Origin of the sequence: Holdemania filiformis DSM 12042 (assembly GCF_000157995.1) — a bacterium.
Taxonomy (GTDB): Bacteria; Bacillota_I; Bacilli_A; order Erysipelotrichales; family Erysipelotrichaceae; genus Holdemania; species Holdemania filiformis.
Window position 1 is genome coordinate 576,230 of record NZ_GG657556.1, and the last position, 19,268, is coordinate 595,497.

General features: G+C 50.7%; 20 protein-coding genes and 1 other annotated feature. All 20 genes read left to right on the top strand.

Annotated features, from left to right (window positions below; genetic code table 11):
* Positions 1-132: 132 nt before the first annotated feature.
* Complete coding sequence (locus tag HOLDEFILI_RS08575) at positions 133-963, top strand: SDR family oxidoreductase (RefSeq protein ID WP_006059201.1); 831 nt, start codon at positions 133-135, stop codon at positions 961-963.
* A 96-nt stretch (positions 964-1,059) separates the two neighbouring features.
* On the top strand, positions 1,060-1,845 hold the full coding sequence (locus HOLDEFILI_RS08580; RefSeq protein WP_006059202.1) for an aspartate dehydrogenase domain-containing protein: 786 nt from the start codon (positions 1,060-1,062) through the stop codon (positions 1,843-1,845).
* A gap of 65 nt (positions 1,846-1,910) precedes the next feature.
* On the top strand, positions 1,911-2,420 hold the full coding sequence (locus tag HOLDEFILI_RS08585; RefSeq protein WP_039864390.1) for a hypothetical protein: 510 nt from the start codon (positions 1,911-1,913) through the stop codon (positions 2,418-2,420).
* Positions 2,421-2,474: 54 nt separating this feature from the next.
* Positions 2,475-3,215, top strand: a complete 741-nt coding sequence (locus HOLDEFILI_RS08590; protein WP_156788875.1) for a hypothetical protein — start codon at positions 2,475-2,477, stop codon at positions 3,213-3,215.
* Between the two features lie 75 nt (positions 3,216-3,290).
* Positions 3,291-3,497: a binding site (T-box leader), on the top strand.
* A gap of 46 nt (positions 3,498-3,543) precedes the next feature.
* Entirely contained in the window at positions 3,544-5,286 is a 1,743-nt protein-coding gene (gene thrS / locus HOLDEFILI_RS08595) for a threonine--tRNA ligase (RefSeq protein WP_039864391.1), read from the top strand.
* Complete coding sequence (locus tag HOLDEFILI_RS08600; RefSeq protein ID WP_006059206.1) at positions 5,283-6,245, top strand: substrate-binding domain-containing protein; 963 nt, start codon at positions 5,283-5,285, stop codon at positions 6,243-6,245. Before thrS ends, HOLDEFILI_RS08600 begins: the two co-directional genes overlap by 4 nt.
* Before the next feature lie 151 nt (positions 6,246-6,396).
* The gene (pepD, locus tag HOLDEFILI_RS08605; protein ID WP_039864393.1) at positions 6,397-7,833 is read left to right on the top strand and encodes a beta-Ala-His dipeptidase; all 1,437 of its coding nucleotides are present in this window, start codon (positions 6,397-6,399) and stop codon (positions 7,831-7,833) included.
* A 44-nt stretch (positions 7,834-7,877) separates the two neighbouring features.
* Positions 7,878-8,642 (top strand): class I SAM-dependent methyltransferase, encoded by a 765-nt coding sequence (locus HOLDEFILI_RS08610; RefSeq protein ID WP_006059208.1) that lies wholly within the window; start codon positions 7,878-7,880, stop codon positions 8,640-8,642.
* A 122-nt stretch (positions 8,643-8,764) separates the two neighbouring features.
* The gene (locus HOLDEFILI_RS08615; RefSeq protein WP_006059210.1) at positions 8,765-9,520 is read left to right on the top strand and encodes an ABC transporter permease; all 756 of its coding nucleotides are present in this window, start codon (positions 8,765-8,767) and stop codon (positions 9,518-9,520) included.
* A 43-nt stretch (positions 9,521-9,563) separates the two neighbouring features.
* Complete coding sequence (locus tag HOLDEFILI_RS08620) at positions 9,564-10,058, top strand: NADH-quinone oxidoreductase subunit NuoE family protein (protein ID WP_006059211.1); 495 nt, start codon at positions 9,564-9,566, stop codon at positions 10,056-10,058.
* 21 nt (positions 10,059-10,079) lie between these two features.
* A complete protein-coding gene (nuoF, locus tag HOLDEFILI_RS08625) occupies positions 10,080-11,966 on the top strand; it encodes an NADH-quinone oxidoreductase subunit NuoF (protein WP_006059212.1) in 1,887 nt (628 codons plus the stop codon).
* A 16-nt stretch (positions 11,967-11,982) separates the two neighbouring features.
* On the top strand, positions 11,983-13,665 hold the full coding sequence (locus tag HOLDEFILI_RS08630) for an NADH-dependent [FeFe] hydrogenase, group A6 (protein WP_006059213.1): 1,683 nt from the start codon (positions 11,983-11,985) through the stop codon (positions 13,663-13,665).
* Entirely contained in the window at positions 13,611-13,736 is a 126-nt protein-coding gene (locus HOLDEFILI_RS20245; RefSeq protein WP_244264312.1) for an iron hydrogenase small subunit, read from the top strand. The genes HOLDEFILI_RS08630 and HOLDEFILI_RS20245 overlap by 55 nt, the downstream gene beginning before the upstream one ends.
* 82 nt (positions 13,737-13,818) lie before the next feature.
* Entirely contained in the window at positions 13,819-14,910 is a 1,092-nt protein-coding gene (locus HOLDEFILI_RS08635) for an endonuclease/exonuclease/phosphatase family protein (RefSeq protein WP_006059214.1), read from the top strand.
* A gap of 370 nt (positions 14,911-15,280) precedes the next feature.
* The gene (locus tag HOLDEFILI_RS08640; protein ID WP_006059215.1) at positions 15,281-15,961 is read left to right on the top strand and encodes a sugar transferase; all 681 of its coding nucleotides are present in this window, start codon (positions 15,281-15,283) and stop codon (positions 15,959-15,961) included.
* On the top strand, positions 15,961-16,473 hold the full coding sequence (locus tag HOLDEFILI_RS08645; RefSeq protein WP_006059216.1) for a transcription termination/antitermination NusG family protein: 513 nt from the start codon (positions 15,961-15,963) through the stop codon (positions 16,471-16,473). Before HOLDEFILI_RS08640 ends, HOLDEFILI_RS08645 begins: the two co-directional genes overlap by 1 nt.
* A 115-nt stretch (positions 16,474-16,588) precedes the next feature.
* Complete coding sequence (locus tag HOLDEFILI_RS08650; protein ID WP_006059217.1) at positions 16,589-17,647, top strand: LCP family protein; 1,059 nt, start codon at positions 16,589-16,591, stop codon at positions 17,645-17,647.
* Between the two features lie 39 nt (positions 17,648-17,686).
* The gene (locus HOLDEFILI_RS08655) at positions 17,687-18,394 is read left to right on the top strand and encodes a YveK family protein (protein WP_006059218.1); all 708 of its coding nucleotides are present in this window, start codon (positions 17,687-17,689) and stop codon (positions 18,392-18,394) included.
* Complete coding sequence (locus HOLDEFILI_RS08660; RefSeq protein ID WP_006059219.1) at positions 18,394-19,149, top strand: CpsD/CapB family tyrosine-protein kinase; 756 nt, start codon at positions 18,394-18,396, stop codon at positions 19,147-19,149. The genes HOLDEFILI_RS08655 and HOLDEFILI_RS08660 overlap by 1 nt, the downstream gene beginning before the upstream one ends.
* Positions 19,146-19,268: CpsB/CapC family capsule biosynthesis tyrosine phosphatase (locus tag HOLDEFILI_RS20520; protein WP_006059220.1), on the top strand; the 123-nt coding region annotated here is incomplete at its 3' end. The genes HOLDEFILI_RS08660 and HOLDEFILI_RS20520, both read left to right, overlap by 4 nt.

The following is a 19,268-nucleotide window of genomic DNA, read 5'->3' on the forward strand; positions in this document are numbered from 1 at the left end:
TCGATTCAAGAAAGAAAACGGGTTGTTCAAAAAAATTCAGCTTTATAGAATAAGAAAAAACATAAGGCAAGGAGTTCGCTTTCTCTTTAGAAAACGTTTATAATAAAAGCAAGGAAAGATGGTGATTGAAGTATGAAAAGTATTTGTGTGATCAGCGGCGGCGGCAGCGGCATGGGTTTGGAAGCAGCGAAGATTTTAGGCCGGAAACATAAAATCATTCTGATGGGAAGAACGGTGGCCAAACTGGAAAATGCGGTTAAACAGCTGCGTGATGCGGGAATCGAGGCCGAGGCTTACCCGGCGGATGCCAGCCATCGTGAATCGGTCAGGCAATTAGCAGCGTATGCGTCGCAGCAGGGTGAGGTTAAAGTACTGATCCATGCCGCAGGCGTTTCTCCGCATATGACAGATGCGCAGAAAATCTTCGAGATCAACGCGATCGGAACGATGAACATGGATGAGGAATTCGTGAAAATTATGCCGGAGGGCAGCTGTATCCTCAATGTTTCCAGCATGTCGGCATATATGCTTCCGGCAGATAAAGCTCCCAAACAGATATATAAGCTGAGTCTGAGCGATGCGGAGGCCTTCCGTCTTGCAGTGAATCAGATGCTCAGTCAAGTTCCGCCGGAGCAGCAGACCGGGACAGCCTATACCCTTTCCAAAAACTTTGTTCTCTGGTATACTGCGCGGATGGCTGTGAAGTTTGGCAAGCAGGGAATTCGGATCGTCTCAATTTCGCCGGGCACCTTTAAGACACCGATGGGAGAAATTGAAGGCAAGGAAGCCGCTTCTTTCGCAGAGCGCGGTGCTTTGGGCCGGATGGGCGAACCGGAAGAAATCGCGGAGATGATGGCGTTTATGGTCAGTGATGAATGTTCCTACCTGACTGGCGTCGATATTCTGTATGATGGCGGTTCTGTTGCCGCGCTGCAGGCGATGAGGGAAGATCGAGCTCAGTAACAACAGAAAAAGAGAATTACAGCGTGAAGCTGGAGCCAGCGTTTTGAAAAAGACGTTTCGTGCTTCAGCTTTTCAGAACGAAAAGAGGAGAAGAACATGAAAACAAAATTTGCGATTTTAGGGGCTGGCAAGCTGGGCAGCATTGTGGCGCGGGCCTGGAAGTCCGGCAAGATGCCGGAATATGAGCTGGTCGGCATTCTCAGCCGGACGGCGGACTCCGCTCAAGCCTTGGCGGAGGAGGTCGGCGTGGCCTGGACAACTCAACTGGAGGAGCTGTTGAGGTGGAAACCGCAGATCGTCGCGGAAGCGGCTTCCGTCGAGGCGGTAAAGGCCAATGCGGTCGCGGTTTTACAAGGCGGAGCGGATTTCGTCACGCTGGCGATCGGGGCGTTTGCGGACGCTGATTTTTATGAAGAAGTGCAGGCAGTCGCGCGCGCGGCCGGCCGCAAGGTTTACATCGCTTCCGGCGCGATCGGGGGCTTTGATTTAATGCGCACCGCGGCTGCGATGAGTCCGATTGAAGCCTCCATCACTTCCGAGACCGGACCACAGTATCTGCGCACAACGCCGGTCTATCGTGAAGAAATGGCGGCCAGCGAAACGACGCTGACTGCTTTTGAAGGCAGCGCTAAGGAAGCGATCGCTCTGCTTCCACGCCGGGTGAACGTTGCCGTCGCCACGTCGCTGGCCACCAATGGGCCAGAGCATACCGGCGTGAAGATCGAGAGTACGCCGGGCTTTATCGGCGATACCCATACGATCCGGGTGGAAGGTGAGGAAATCAAGGCAGAAATTGCGATCTATTCCCGCACCAGCGCGATTGCCGGATACAGCGTTGTGGCTTTGCTGAACAACATCGCCTCCCCGATTCAGTTCCAGTAGTTTTTCCTTCCCAGCAGGTATAAATCGGAAAAAAACGCCGAGAATACTGGCAGGAGGAATTAATGATGAAAAAAACAATTCTGCGGTACGCTGCGGTCTGCTTGGGATTTGCTTTGATTTTGGGCGGCTGCAGCAGAAACAACAATTCAGCCACACCCACGCCGTCGATGACCCCTTCGGCTTCGCCGGAAAGCTCGATGACACCGACGGAAACGGTGGAACCGATTGCCAGCATTCAGGATGTTCTGGATCACTTCCAGAATAACAATTACACCTTCAACCAGGTGACGCCGATTGAAAATACAGATTTCAACGCGCTGGAAGGCACCTCATTTCAATACAACGATCAGGTCTATTACCTTTATCGTTTTGATCCAGCCAACGAGGAAAGTCAGAAAATGCTGAATTATGCGAGTCAGAACGGCCGGATGAAGGTCAACGCAAACGGTCAGGAAACCGAATACTACGCGTATGTCAACGGCAATACAGCTTTGATCTACGACAGTAAGGAAATGATCGAAGACCTGAAGGAAATCTATTCGCAATACCGCAATTCCACAACGCAGGGTCAATAAGACTCTGCCTTTTCTTTCCCGTGATATAATGAAAACAGAAGGGCAGGGATGACGATGCACAGAAAGGGAAGCTTTATCGCCGCATTGCTTGCGATGATGGTGATGCTGAGTGCTTGCGGCTGGCTGGATCAGCTGTGGATTCTGGCCAAGACGAGCCGGGCGCTGACGACGATGGAATCCGTGACCGCAGACATCACGATTGAGGCTGAAGGCAAGGCTGGCAACCGCTATCTATGGCTGCCCTATCATGTTGCGGGGCAGGGCGTGCTGCAGGGACGGAAGGAAGAACCTGCGGTCAAGCTGGATTTGCGCTGGCAGGGCGGCAGCGGCGTGCTTCAGATTCCGCTGCATGTTCAAGCTCAATGGCGCTGGCAAGAGGACCGCTGGCAAAAATATGATTTGAATCAGAAACAATGGGTTGATCAGCCGGGGGCCGAACCAGCCTTGCCGGATTGGAAAGCCATTCTGGCTGTTTTGAAAGGCGGCCGCTGGTCGATGCAGGAAACGATCGGGAACGTCCGCTGTGCCGAGGTCACTCTGACGCTGGATGCGGTTTCAGCCGCGTCTTTTCTCAGAGAATGGGGCCTGGAAGATCCGATCGCCGCAATGGTCGAAAGTCAAAAAACGCTGACTGTTCGGTTTGCGGTAAAGGAGGAAACCGGGGAACCCGTTCGCTTAACGCTGGACAGCGTAGGAACGGAGGAGCTTTCCGGCGATTTGTCGATGACGCTGGATCAGCTGCATATCCAGGCTGATTTTTCACAGATCGATCAAACGACCTGGGTGCAGCCTTAAACCCGGTCATCGTTCTGAATTTCTGGAAAAAATTCATTTCCATTGACAAGGCGGGAAAACCGGTGTATAAAAGAGGTATATACAAAGACCAGGACATGATCGTTTCAGAACTTGGATCAGAGAGGTTTCCGGAAGGTGCGAGGAAGCTGAAAAGGGAAACGGTTACCGCCTGCGAGTATCGCTTTTGAAAAAGCGACGATTCTCATCGTTATTGAGCTTGAGTGCCTGTTTCATGGAAGAAACAGGAAATAAGGTGGTACCGCGTTGAACAACGTCCTTAATCAAGGGCGTTTTTTTTGTGGTCTTAGAAAAACAGGAGGAAGGAACTATGATCAACATCAAAGAAGACGAGCATCTGCATGTGCTCAACCACAGCTGTGCGCATTTGTTGGCGCAGGCTGTCAAACATCTGTATCCGCACGCAAAATTCTGGGTTGGACCGGTCATTACCGACGGTTTCTACTACGACATCGACTTGGGCGACGATGTGCTGCATGAGGAAGATCTGGCGAAGATTGAAAAAGAAATGAAGAAGATCGCCAAGGATGGCAAGCGTATTGTCCGGCATGAAATCTCGAAAGCGGAAGCGCTGGAGATGTTCAAGGACGATCCGTACAAGCTCGATTTGATCGGGCACATGGACGAAGATGATACCGTGATCAGCTGCTACTCCCAGGGGGATTTTACCGATCTATGCCGCGGCCCGCATGTCGAGAGCGTCAAGGAGCTGAAGCATTTCAAGCTGCTGAAAGTCAGCGGCGCGTACTGGAAGGGCGATGCCAACAACAAGATGCTGCAGCGGGTTTACGGCATCTGCTTCGATACCGACGAGGAAGTTCAGAATTATCTGAATTTCCTGGAAGAAGCGAAGAAGCGCGATCATAAGAAATTAGGCCGCGAGCTGGATCTGTTTATGATGAGCGAATATGGCCCGGGGTTCCCGTTCTTTTTGCCGAACGGCATGATCCTGCGCAATGTGCTGGAAAACTACTGGTACGAAGAACATACCAAGGAAGGCTATCAGTTCATCAAGACGCCGATCATGCTTTCCAAGGACTTGTGGGAGCTGAGCGGACACTGGGCGAATTATCAGGACAACATGTATACGACGATGATCGATGACCGCGAGTTCGCAATCAAACCGATGAATTGCCCGGGCGGCATTCTAGTCTATAAAAATGGGCTGCACTCCTATAAAGATCTGCCGTTGCGCATTGGCGAGCTGGGACAGGTTCACCGTCACGAAGCCAGCGGCGCCTTGAACGGATTGTTCCGCGTCAGAACGTTCACTCAGGACGACGCGCATATCTTCATGCGCGAGGATCAGATCGAGAGCGAAGTCGTCCGGCTGATCAACTTCATCGACCGCGTGTATTCGGTGTTTGGCTTAAGCTATGAAATCGAGCTGTCGACACGGCCGGAAAAGAAATATATCGGATCGATTGAAATCTGGGATAAAGCGGAGGCGGCGCTGGAAGCGGCGTGCCATGCGGCGGGCAAGGCCTGCAAGATCAATCCGGGCGACGGCGCGTTCTACGGACCGAAGCTGGACTTCCATTTAACGGACAGCCTGGGACGGGTCTGGCAGTGCGGCACGATCCAGCTGGATATGAATCTGCCGGAACGCTTCGATCTGACTTATGTCGATGCGGACGGTTCCAAGAAACGTCCAATCATGCTGCACCGCGTCATCTTCGGCTCGATCGAGCGCTTTATCGGCATTCTGATCGAACATTACGCTGGTGCTTTCCCGATGTGGCTGGCGCCGCAGCAGGTCGTCATCGTTCCGGTGCATCACGAACGGCATCTGGACTATGCGAAAGAATTGGAAGCGATGTTGTTGGCCAAGGGCGTGCGCGTGAAGGTCGACGGCCGCAACGAAAAGCTGGGCTACCGCGTTCGTGAAGCGCAGACGCATAAGATTCCGATGCAGATTGTCGTCGGCGACGGCGAGGTTGAAAACAACACGGCGACGGTTCGCCGGTATGGCAAGAAAGATTCTGTGACGCTCAGCAAAGAGGAATTGCTGGAAAGCATCCTCAACGAAATTGAAACGAAGGCGCGCGTATGAAGAAATGGCTTTGTTTCCTCAGCGTTCTTGCGCTGACGGCAGGGTGCGCCGCCAATCCTAAAACACCCGAAACAATTCCGGAAACATCGCCGGAGCCGACTGCGGAAACCACGCCGGTTTCCTTGTCAATCCTGGGTCCGACCGGGGCTCCGGCGCTGGCCTTGATCGCGCCGATGAAGGCGGGACAGGATGTGACGCTTGTCGACGGTACGGATGTGCTGCAGGCCGCGTTCGTCAATCCGAATCCGGAATATGACGTGATCGTCGCACCGAGCAATCTGGGTGCGAAGCTGGCCGCCAATGGCAAGACAACCTACCGGATGGAAAGCGTCTTAACCTGGGGAAATCTGTATCTGGTCGCGGCGGATGAAGCGGCCTTGGAAAACCCGGGTGTCTTTGCGGCTTTCGGCGAAGGTGCGGTGCCGGGCAAGGTGCTGGAAACCGTTTTGCAGGCTAATCCGGTTACGCCGGAAATCACCTGGTATGCCAGTGTAGCGGAAGTCCAGGGTGCCATGTTGGCGGGAAAAGCCGACGTGGCGCTGATGGCGGAGCCGGCGGCGACGGCGACAATCGCCAAAGCGAAGGAGAACGGTCAGGAGCTGAAGATCGTCATGGATCTGCAGGAACAATGGAAGACGGCCACCGGAACCCAGGGCTATCCGCAGGCGGCGTTGTTTGTCCGTCAGGATCTGCCGGAAGAAAAGAAAGCAGCCGTTGAAACCATGCTGCAGTCGATGCGCGATTATCTGGTGCAGGCGGAACAGGATTCGTCGATCGTTGAAGCGGATATTGAAACACTGGACGCTCAGACGCTGGGCGTGCCTGGCGGCGCTGTGATCGCTAAGACATGGACGCGGATGAATCTCAACATCGTCGACGCACAGGAAGTCCAGAGCGAACTGGAATCCTTCCTCACGCTGTTTGGAATTACGGAACTCGCGGGCATATTGGCAGAATAAAACAAAAGATTCACTGAGAGAAGGTCAAGCCGGCCTTCTTTTTTTTATGAATTGTAAAAATTTCGTTAAGAAAAGAAATAATTTTCATAATATGTTGAAAACGAATGAAACCAAGCGATATAATAGAAATCAGAGAAAGGGTGGTACACCAATGACGATGGACTTAAACGAACGGATTTTTTATTACTTTAACGAACTGACAAAGATCCCGCACGGTTCCCGTAACGAAAAACAGCTGAGCGACTGGCTCGTTCAATTTGCGAAGGATCACGGTCTGCGCTGGATTCAGGATGAGATGAACAACGTTATCATTTATAAAGCCGGTACCGCTGGTCTGGAAAAGGCGGGCGCGGTGATTCTGCAGGCGCATATGGACATGGTCTGCGAGAAGGAAGCGGGCGTGGATTTTGACTTTGAAACGCAGGCGTTGAATACTTATGTGGAAGATGGCTGGCTGAAAGCCCGCGGCACGACGCTGGGGGCGGACGACGGCGTGGGCGTCGCGATGATGCTGGCGCTACTGGAAGCAGACCAGAAACCGCATCCGCCGCTGGAATGCGTGTTCACCGTGATGGAAGAGATCGGCCTGAATGGCGCGCAAGGGTTAAAGAAAGACTATTTTACGGCGAAACGGATGATCAACATGGACTGCGGCGGCGAAGATAAAACCGTGGTTTCCACCGCGGGCGGATTAGTCTGTACGATGACGATGGTGCGGCCGCAGGAAAGATTTGAAGGCAGCGGCTGGAAATTGACGGTTTCCGGACTGAAAGGCGGACATTCCGGTTCGAATATCGATAAAGAGCTGGGCAATGCGAACAAAATTGCGGTCCGTTGTCTGCGGGAGCTGGTCAAAAACGAGCTGGAGGTCTGGATCGCGGATTGGGACGGCGGCAATAAGGACAACGCAATTCCGCGCGATTGCTGGATTCGTTTCGCCAGCCAGGATTCGCGCAAGGTTCAGAAGTGCGTCGAGCAGGTAGCGGAACAGGTAAAGGCGGAGCTGAAGGCCAGCGATCCGGACGTTGCCATTACATTGGAAGCCGATTCCACGATCAGCGCGGTTTACTCCGCACAAGATTCGAAAGCGTTCATCAATTTCATCACCGTCCTGCCAAGTGGCCTGCGCGCCAAAAGCATGGCGATTCCGGGCTTGACCTGGGCTTCGGAAAACCTGGCCTCGATCAAGCGGCGCGGATCCAGTCTGATCGTCACGATCTCGATGCGTTCAGCGCAAAAGAGCTGGATTGAAAAAATGAGCGATGAACTGACGATCCTGGCGGGATTGTATGGCTGGACCTGCAGCTTTGCCAACGGTTATCCGGCATGGGATTATTGTGAAAAGAGCGCGATGCGGCAGAAGCTGGCGGCCCTGGTTCAACAGAAAACCGGGAAGGAATTAAAAACGGAAGCCGGCCATGGCGGTACGGAATGCGGCGTGTTCTGCGAGATGATTCCGGGGATTGATATCGTGACGATCGTACCGGAAGCCAGCGGCGCGCATACGCCGCAGGAAAAGCTGAACCTGGCGTCATTTAAACGGACATACGACCTGCTTTGCGAGCTGTTGGCGAGCTTGGAAGATTAACGCTGCATTCTGATTAGTTTTTGCTTGGCAAGGGGGGGACGCGTATGGATCTGGATCTGATTTATGATTATTTTGACGAGGAACATCGCTTAACCGCGACGCCGGCCCGAAGCATCGAATTATTGACGACGAGAATGCAGATTGCGAAAGTGCTGAAACCGGGAATGCGGATTCTGGATGTGGGGGCTGGAAGCGGAGCCTACAGTCTGGCTTATGCCCAGGAGGGCTATGCGGTCACCGCGGTGGAACCGGTGAAAAAGCACTGTGCCCTCATGAAGGCGAAACGCCGGCCGGCCATGGATCTGACGATCCTGGAAGGCAATGCCCTCGATCTGACGATGCTGGAAGCCGCTTCGTTCGACGTCGTCCTGTGTTTGGGACCGCTCTATCATCTTGAGCATGAAGCGCAGCGGACACGCTGTCTTGAACAGGCGCTTCGCGTGCTGAAACCCGGCGGATCCGCATTCTTCGCTTTTATCAATAACGATATGGTGTTCATAACGGAAGCGATGGTCTACAATCCGGATTTTCTGGACAATGGCCGGTATGACTGCAGCACGTTTAAGGTGGCGGATCTCCCGTTTGTTTTTCTGACGCTGGATCAGGTTCGCCGCTGGCTGGCTACGCTCGGCTGGAAACCGGCTCAGGTTTTCGCCGCGGACGGCATGGCCGAGCTGCTGGCGGACAAAGTGAATGCGCTGAGCGCCGAACAGTTTCAGCAATGGCTTGCGTTTCATTGGGCGATGTGCGAGAAACCGGCGATGCTGGGCGCGAGTAATCATGTTGTTTTCAGGCTGGATAAAGTGTGAAAAATATCGCAAAAGGGCGGAGCTGACCGCCTTTTTTGTGCATGGATTCGCAAGGTCGGGAAAGGGCGAAAAATGGGAAATAAAGATAGCGTTTTCATTCGGACTGATGATATAATAAATCCATGAGAAAACAGCGAACCGGTTTGAAAAAAGAACAGTTCCTTACGATCGTGATCCTGATGATCCTCTGGCAGCTGCTGGCGCTGAGCGTCAATAACGACATTTTGATCCCGATGCCTCTGGACGTGGCGCGGCGGATGCTTGCGGATGTATCGCAGCCGGCTTTCTACGCGCAGACGCTGAGCACTCTGGGACGGATGCTCAAGGGCTTTGGAATTTCACTGATCCTCGCGTTGGTCTGCGGGTTTGCGGCAGCGATGCAGCCGGTGATCCGGCGCTTGATCGAACCGCTTGAGGTGATCGTCAAAACGATTCCCAATTTGTCCTACATTATGATTTTCCTGATCTGGCTGGGCAGCGAAGGCAGCGTCATGGTTACCAGCTTCTGCGTGCTGTTCCCGGTCTTTTATACAGCGGTTTTGTTAAGTCAGGATCTATTGGACAGCGAGCTGCAGGATGTGCTGCGCTGCTACCCGGAAAGATCCGTGTCTGTTTTCTGGAAAGTACGTCTTCCGCAGGCTTTGCCGCATCTGTTGGCGGCGATGAAAACCGGCTTCGGCTTAGGTTTGCGGGTCTGCGTCATGGCGGAGGTGCTGACGCAGGTGAGAATTGGAATCGGCCGGCAGATGTCGTATGCGGCGCGGATCGCGCTGGATATGACGGGTCTGTTCGCCTGGACGCTGTGGATTATTCTGATCAGCGCGGCGGCGGACGGCTTGTTCAGCTGGCTGCAGAAAAAGGTTGAATCATCCCTGTGATGTTTTCAATATAGAAACCCAAATAACACGTGGAGGTGAAAGGATGGGGAAACTCAACGAACAGTCGGTGCAGGTCATCGATCGGATCGTCGATCGGCATCGCGGCCGGCCCGGACCGGTGAAGTTGATGCTGCACGACGTCCAGAAAGAGCTGGGCTATATTCCATTTGAAGCAATGGAGAAAATTGCCGCAGCGTCAGGTGTTTCAGCTGCCGAGGTGTATGGCGTCGTCACGTTCTATACGCAGTTTACGACCGAACCCAAGGGCAAGCATGTCATCAATGTGTGCATGGGCACAGCCTGTTATGTCAAAGGATCGGCGGATTTACTACAGCGGATTTGCGATCTGACCGGAACGAAGGTCAATCAGACAAGCGCCGACGGTCTGTTTTCGCTCGATGCGACGCGCTGCCTGGGGGCATGCGGATTAGCGCCGGTAGCGATCCTGGACGATCAGGTATACGGCAATGCGACCAGCTCCACCGCGCTGGAGGACCGGATCAAAGCGATCATTAAAACCGAGTCCGGCGTTCAGTGAAAGAAGAAAGAGGAGAAGCACATGAAATCATGGAATGAACTTCGCGAACTCCGGGCGAGCGCGGCGAAGGAAATCGCATTGCGCAATCCGGGAGCTTCGGCTGCTGCGGGGCCGGAACGGCTGCATGTTTTAGTCTGTGCCGGCACCGGATGCACATCGTCATCTTCGGCGCTGATCATGGAGCAGATGCAGCAGCAGTTAATCGCCCGCGGTCTGGATCAGGAAGTCCGCGTCATCAAGACCGGCTGTTTCGGCCTGTGCCAGAAAGGGCCGATCGTCGCGGTCTATCCCGATAAAATTTTCTACTGTCATGTTAAACCGGACGATGTCGGAGAGATCATCGAACAGCACTTCATCGGCGGGCAGCCGGTAAAACGGTTGGAGATGAACGACATTGATGAAATCACGCAGGAAAAAATCTTTGATATCGACAAGATCCGCTTTTATGCCAAGCAGCAGCGGATCGCGTTGAAAAACTGCGGTCAGCTCGATCCGGAGAATATCCGCGAATATATCGCCCGCGACGGCTATGAAGCACTGGCGAAAGCGCTGCATGAAATGCAGCCGCAGGAAGTGATCGACGAAATTAAGAAATCCGGCCTGCGCGGCCGCGGCGGCGGGGGCTTCCCGACCGGTGTGAAATGGCAGTTTGCGGCAGATCAGCCGGCGGGCGACAAGTATGTTATCTGTAATGCCGACGAAGGGGATCCGGGCGCGTTTATGGATCGTTCGATTTTGGAAGGCGATCCACATGCCGTCTTGGAAGCAATGGCGATCGCGGGCTATGCGATCGGCGCCCAGCAGGGGTATGTGTATATCCGCGCGGAATACCCGATCGCGGTAAAACGCTTACAGATTGCGATCGAACAGGCGAAGGAACTCGGTCTGTTTGGCGAACATATTTTAGGCACGGACTTCAGCTTTGATATCGAGATCCGCCTGGGCGCGGGCGCGTTTGTCTGCGGTGAGGAAACAGCGCTGATCCAGTCGATCGAAGGCAAGCGCGGCATGCCGGTGCCGAAGCCGCCGTTCCCGGCGGTCAGCGGCGTCTGGGGCAAGCCGACGATTATCAACAACGTTGAAACCTATGCCAATGTGGCGCAGATTATCCTGAAGGGCTCCGGCTGGTTCAGTGCAATCGGTACGGAGAAATCCAAGGGCACCAAGGTCTTTGCGTTAGGCGGTAAAATCGTCAACACCGGACTGGTTGAGATTCCGATGGGCACGACGCTGCGCGAGGTGATTTATGAAATCGGCGGCGGCTGTCCGAACGGCAAGAAGTTCAAGGCGGTGCAGACCGGCGGCCCAAGCGGCGGCTGCCTGACCGTCGAGGATCTGGATACGCCGATTGACTTTGACAATCTGATCGCTTTGGGCTCAATGATGGGGTCCGGCGGAATGATCGTTTTGGATGAGGACAACTGCATGGTCGACGTCGCGCGCTTCTACATGGAGTTTATCGTCGACGAATCGTGCGGCAAATGTACGCCGTGCCGCGTCGGCACCAAGCGCATGCTGGAACTGCTGACGGATATCTGCGAAGGCCGCGGAACGATGGAAACGCTGGACGAGCTGGAAACGCTGGGCAAGATGATCAAGGATACCGCATTATGCGGTTTAGGTCAGACCGCCGCCAATCCGGTGCTGTCGACGCTGCGCTTATTCCGCGATGAATATGAAGCGCACGTCAAAGAAAAACGCTGCCCGGCCGGCGTCTGCAAGAAGCTGCTGCATTACTCGATCGATCCGGAGAAGTGCCGCAAATGTTCGATGTGTGCCCGCAACTGTCCGGTTGGCGCGATCAGCGGCGTTCCGGGCCAGAAACCATATGTGATCGACCACGACAAGTGCATCAAGTGCGGCGCTTGTATGGAGACCTGCCGCTTCGGTGCGGTCAAGCGCGATTAAGGAGGGCCGCGGAAACATGACGAAAATCAATTTAAAGATCAATAATATTCCGGTTCAGGCCGAGCCGGGTTCCACCATTCTGGAAGCGGCGCGGGCCGCAGGCATCCAGATCCCAACGCTCTGTTATTTAAAAGACGTCAACAAGACGGGCGCCTGCCGCGTCTGCACGGTTGAGATCAAAGGCGCGAAAAGCCTAGGCGCCGCGTGCGTATATCCGGTCAGCGAGGGGATGGAGGTCTTCACCAATTCCCAACGGGCTTTGGAAGCGCGTAAGCACACCGTCGAGCTGATCCTGTCCAACCATTGCGGTGATTGCCTTTCCTGCATCCGCAACCAGAACTGCGAGCTGCAGAAGCTGGCACAGCAGCTGGGGATCCGCAAGGTGCGTTATGAAGGGGAGAAAACACCGCCGACGTTTGATGAGGTTGCGCCGGGGATCGTCCGCGACACGTCCAAGTGCGTGCTGTGCGGACGCTGCATTGAAACCTGCAAGAAGGTTCAGGGTCTGGGCATTCTGAGCTTTATCAACCGCGGCTTCAACACCAAGGTCGCGCCGGTCTTTGACAAGAGCTTCAATGACGTCAACTGCATGCAGTGCGGCCAATGCGTCAACGCCTGCCCGGTCGGCGCTTTGTTTGAAAAAGAAGACATTCACCGCGTCATTGAAGCGCTGAACGATCCGGAGCAGCATGTCGTCGTCCAGACGGCCCCGGCGGTACGCGCGGCGTTAGGCGAGGAGTTCGGCCTGCCGATCGGCACGCGCGTTACCGGCAAGATGGCTGCGGCGCTGCGGCGGATCGGGTTTGACCGCGTCTATGATACCAACTATGCCGCAGATCTGACGATCATGGAAGAAGGTCATGAGTTCATCGAGCGCGTCCAGCATCAGGGTGTGCTGCCGATGATCACGAGCTGTTCGCCAGGCTGGATCCGATATTGTGAATTTGAATATCCGGATCTGCTGGAGCATTTGAGTTCCTGCAAGTCGCCGCACATGATGTTCGGCGCGATCCTGAAATCTTATTACGCGCAGACGCATAATCTGGATCCGCGCAAGATCACGGTCGTTTCCATCATGCCGTGCACTGCGAAGAAGGCGGAGGTCGTCCGTCCGGAAATGCGCAAGGATGGCGTAGCGGATGTGGACGTGGTCCTGACGACGAGAGAATTAGGGCGGCTGATCAAGATGTATGGAATCAACTTTGAGAATCTGCCGGATGAAGATTTTGATCAGGATATGTTCGGACAATATTCCGGAGCCGGCGTGATCTTCGGCGCCAGCGGCGGGGTCATGGAGGCGGCGCTAAGAACCGTCAAGGAAACACTGGAAAACAAACCACTGGATAGTCTGGACTTCACAGTTGTCCGGGGCATGGAAGGCGTGAAGACGGCGGAACTGGAGGTCGCGGGGATGCAGGTTAAAGTCGCGGTCGCTTCCAGTATGAGCTGTGCCAAGCCGCTGCTGGATGAAATCCGCGCAGGCACCTCGCCGTATCATTTCATCGAAATCATGGGCTGTCCGGGCGGCGCATCAACGGCGGCGGTCAGCCGATTATCAACGCTTCGATCCGCAACGGCTTTAAGCCGATTGACTGGAAGAAGGAACGGGCAAAGGCGTTATATGATGAGGATGCGCTACAGAGCGTGCGTAAATCGCATGAGAACCCGCAGATCATCGCGCTGTATGATCAATTCCTGAAAGAACCGGGAAGTCCGCTGGCACATGAGCTGCTTCATACGACGTATTCCAAAAAAGAACGTTTCAAATAAGACAGTTGTTAAAAGATAAAGCAAAGAGGGAAGGACTTCATGTTTTTCCTTCTTTCGCTTTTTGCGGAGGGAGTGCGGGACATTGAAAAAGATTTTAAAAGGTGTCGGTGCGGTGATCGCCGGGCTGATCGCTTTGATCGTTGGCTATGGGATTTTCATGCAGGTTAATTATTACCGGATCGCGGATTTTCAAAGCGTAGAGACGGTGAACAATCCGCCGGCGCGGCTCGATGCTGATCAGGAATATACGCTGATGACGTACAATCTCGGCTTTGGAGCGTATTCGGACGACTATTCTTTCTTCATGGATACCGGAAAGATGAAAGACGGGAAAGCGACGCGGGGAAAGCATGGCCGGGCTTTAAGCAAGGAAGCGGTGATTGCCAATACGCAGGGCAGTCTCGCCCTGATCCAACAATCATCGCCGGATTTTATATTCCTGCAGGAAGTCGATGTGAAGTCGTCGCGGAGTTATGGCGTCGATCAGGCGGCAATCCTTCGCTCTGCATTTTCGGGGTATGGCAGCGTCTTTGCCTTGAACTTCCATAGTCCGTATTTAATCGTCCCGCCGCAGGAACCGCATGGCTCGGTGCAGTCCGGATTGTTGACGCTGTCGAATTGGCATGTGGATGAAAATGTGCGGCGGCAGTTTCCTGTCGACGGCTCTTTTATTACAAAGTTTACCGACTTGGACCGGTGTTTTCTGATCAGTCGGTTAGGTTTAGACAACGGAAAAGAGCTGGTGCTGATTAACGTTCATCTGTCAGCCTACGATCAGGGCGGAACGATCCGCGCGCAGCAGCTGGCCTTGCTCAACCAGGTGCTGATTCAGGAGCGCGAACAGGGAAATTATGTAATCGCGGGCGGTGATTTTAATCATGACATCGCCGGTACGTTGGATTTCTTTCCTTCCCAGCAGCAGGTTCCGGATTGGATTTTTGCGATGAACACTGCGGATCTGGCAGAAGGGTATCACTTTGTTCGGGCAGATAACGCCGATGAAACTGCGACCTGCCGCGGTGCGGATATTCCGTTTGAAGCGGGGGTCACGTACCAGGCGATCGTCGACGGATTCTTGGTTTCGGATAATCTTGCGGCGACAGCGGAGAATATCCAGAATGACTATCGGTATTCCGATCATAATCCGGTCGTATTGAAATTCAGAATGAATTAGTTGAAGGTTAGGGTGTGATAGAGAGGGCTTCGGCATAATGGCCGGGGTCTTTTTTTTATGAATTTGTTAGGGATCGCTTCGTTATAATTGCGTGGCTGAATAACCATACAGGACATGAATTTGGTTGTTGATTACATTTAAGCCCCTTTTTATGGCAAAAAATCACACATTTTTTGACAAACAAAATTCAATGCCAAAAACTGGTAAAATCGTTTATTTTTAATACATGTCCCATTATAAATGGCTTATTTCTTTGTGTCAATAATAGTGTACATTATCTGATGGTTAGCGACTGTTAGAGATTTCGCAGGGGGCGAAGGAAGCAGTTCTTTTTTTATGAACTGATTCCCATCGAGAGAGGGGGAGCAGCATGACCAAAGGTGAAAGCATCGAGCTTAGAACAAGGATATCGGTATCATTATCAATAAAAAAATGGATCAGCAAAGGGATTAAGCGTCTCATCGATATCCTGGCAGGGATTGCCGGATGTCTGCTTCTGATTCCGCTTTACTTCTATGTCCGCCATAAAAATCATAAGGAAGGCGATTATGATCCGGTGTTCTTTAAACAGACACGGATTGGCAAGGATGGCAAACCGTTTGAAATGATCAAATTCCGTTCGATGATTCCGAATGCAGAAGCCCTCCTTGAACAGTTGATGAAGACAGATCCCAAGATCCGGGAAGAATATACAATACATAAAAAATTAAGACAGGATCCGCGCATTACCGCTGCGGGAGAATTTTTAAGAAAGACGTCGCTCGATGAATTCCCGCAGTTAATCAACGTTCTGAAGGGCGAAATGACGCTGATCGGTCCGCGTCCTTATCTGCCGCGGGAGAAAGAAGATATGGGCGAATATTATAATCAGATTATTCAGGTCAAACCCGGCTTAGGCGGGTTGTGGCAAGTCCGGGGACGAAGTGATCTCAGCTTCCACGACCGCTGCGAACTGGATAAAGAATATGTCGAAAACTGGTACCTGTTGTGGGATTTCAAGATTCTGTTGAAAACGTTGCAGATTGTCCTTTTAAGAAAGGGGGCAATGTGATGCGCTGGTATTTTGTTGAAGTTGAAAAGCATCATGAGGAAGATGTCCTGGAATTAATGAAAAGCTCACCTTTCGAAGCTTTCCTACCCAAGAAACAACGTTATTTCAAAAAGCAGGTATTGGTGACCTGGGTAGAGCGCCTGTTATTTCCAGGAACGATCATGATTACCAGTGATTTTCCTCAAGCTGAATTTACAAAACAGTTCAACGAATGGCTTTCTCAGCATTCCGATATATCTCAGTGGATTCATTTAGAAGAAAAAGAGTATTTCTCCCTCCAGGAAGATGAACGGCTTTTCCTGAATTCATTAATGAATGAACAGCATGTAATTCCGATTTCAACCGGCTTCTTAAATGAGAAGCAATTAATTGTCGAATCCGGACCTTTGCAAGGGTTGGAATCACGGATAAAGAAGATTGACCGGCATCAGCGAACCGCGCAGGTTCGGTTTCAGATCTGCGGGCAGATGATGTTGCTTAACCTCGGATTAATTGTTAAACAAAGTGATTGAATTTGATTTGGATAGTTGCATGGGCACTTCCAATTCAGTTTCATGGTTATTTTTTACAAACTCATCGGAAGCTTGAGGTGGCGAAGCCTACCTTTTTTTATTAATCGACAAGGATGTGACAAAATTGAAGAAAAAACAGAAAAGAAACAAAACAAAGATTTTGTTGATTGTGGCGGGCACGTTAATAGGTTTAATCGCTGTGATTGGCATCAGCGGAAATTTGTATGTAGATTCGTTATTAAATAAAACAAATCGTTCAAAGAAACTAACTGATGAACAAGCAATGGTGAATCAGGAAGTTAAAGATCAAGTGCAGGATCATCAAATTGTGAATATTGCTTTATTCGGTTCCGACAATCAGGATTGGAACGAGTGGACGGACACTGAAATGCAGCGGTCCGACGCGACAAAGATTATCTCCTTAGATTTTAATGCGAAGAAAATCAAAATCACTTCATTACAACGAGATATTCTAGTCTATCTTCCTGAGGCCTACAATGATTATGATAAGTTGAATCATGCCCATTGGCGCGGAGGTCCTGAGTTAGCGATTCAGACGATCAATTTGAATTTTGATATGGACATTACGCAATATGTCGGATTCAGTTTTGAAGCAACGGTAAAGTTAGTCGATTTAGTCGGCGGAATTGATCTTTATCTGACAGCTGAGGAAACACATCAAAAGATTCGTGATTTACAAATTGACGGCGATGATGGGGTCTATCATCTGAATGGTCAACAAGTGAAAGAGTATTGCCGGATCCGGACCATTGACGATGACTTTCATCGCATGAAACGTCAGAATACCGTCATTATGGCCATCCTGACAGAACTCAGAACAAAGAATTTCTGGGAACTGATGGATATCGTTGAAGACATGATGCCTTGGATCGAAACGAACCTGACCAACGATCAAATTAAGAATTATATTATGAATTTACTGACTTTTGATTTAAAGCATATTGATCAATACCAGATTCCTTCTACCGGAATGGAAGCTATCTACAAAACTGTAGAATATAATGATTTCAGTCCATTGTATGTAATGGACAGTTATCAACAGATGGTGAAGGATATTCATGAGAACATCTATGAAATGGAAAATTATCAGCCAAGTACAAAGGTAATTAAACTTGAGAAGTCAATCTATGAGAAATTCGGAGGACCCGAATAAGGTTCTTTTTTAGTGAGAAGAGAAAAGGGAGAGAAGAGAATGTACGAGAACGACGAAATTGAAATCGATTTGTCGCGGGTGTTTGAAATCATTAAAAAGTATTTCAAACCCTTTGCGCTGATCATCCTAGCTGCTTCCATTGTGGCCGCTTTGATCACGCTGTTTCTGATACCAAAGAAATACACAGCGGAAGCAAAACTAATTATTGTCCAGAAGTCCAATCCGGACAGCCAACAGATTAGCTACAATGATCTTCAAACGTCTCAAAAGCTGGTGAATACCTACAGCGAGATATTGAAGAGTGAAGCGATCAGCGATGAAGTGATTCAGAATCTGAAGTTAGAAGACTTAGATACAGAAGGATATCAGAAGATCGTTAAAATCAGCTCAGTGAAAGATACGGAAGTCATCACGATTGCGGTAACGTCAAAAGATCCAAAAGAAGCCGCAGTGATTGCGAATGAGATCGTGGATGTATTTCGAGATAAGATCTATTCCATTATGAATATTGAAAATGTGACCGTTTTAAATTCCGCAAAGATCCCAGAGAAGAAATCGAGCCCATCGAATGTTAAAAATACATTGATTGGTTTCTTACTCGGCTGTGTCATTGACGGCTGCATTGTTTTATACATTCTATTGAATGATCGAAATATCCGGACCGAAGAAGAATTAAAACAGATTTTTGATTATCCGATTATCGGTTTAATACCTGATATGACGCATGGGACAGGAGGTGCAGAATAATGTTAAGAGTTGGAGAAGAATTAATTACTATTCTGGATCCTGAATCTTCTGCATCCGAAGCTTACCGAACATTAAGAACCAATATTCTGATGCGGAACTTCGATCGGGATATGAAAGTCATCAACATTATTTCAACAACTGCCCAGGAAGGAAAAACGACTTGTGTTCTCAATCTTGCCATGGTTTACGCTCAGTTACAGAAAAAAGTCTTAGTCATTGATTTAGACTTACGGATGCCAACGATTCATAAAAAACTGAAGTTAAAGAATAAAAAAGGCATTTCGGATATCATCGGTCATCAAGCAGAATTTGAGGAAGTTGTTTTACAGCCTTATGAAAATGTGGATGTAATTACCGCAGGAACGAAGATTCCGTTTGCTTCCGAGTTTATCCAATCGAACGCCTTAAAAGAATTCATTGAGGAGAGAAAAAAAGAATATGACTTAATCCTTTTAGACTGCCCGCCGGTTGGATTGGTGACGGATGGAATAGTGGCTGCCTCATATTGCGATGGAACGATCTTGGTTTGTGCCTCGAATCGAAATGACCGAAAAGAATTACTCCGAGTCAAAGATCAGTTTGAACAGACACAAGTGAATGTCATTGGAATTGTCATGACGATGATGCCAGTTCAGCGAAAATATTATAACAGTTACGGTTATCGATATAGTGATTCGCAGAAAAAGACAGCACAGAAGAAAAAGAAAAATTCAATCATGTCTTCCATTACGAAAAAAGGCGATAAAAAGAAATGATCGATATTCATAGTCATTTAATTCCAAAAGTGGATGATGGAAGTCAAAGTTTAGAAGAATCACTCTCTTTATTGAAGCAAGCAGAACAGGACGGAATAACAGAACTCATCACTACACCC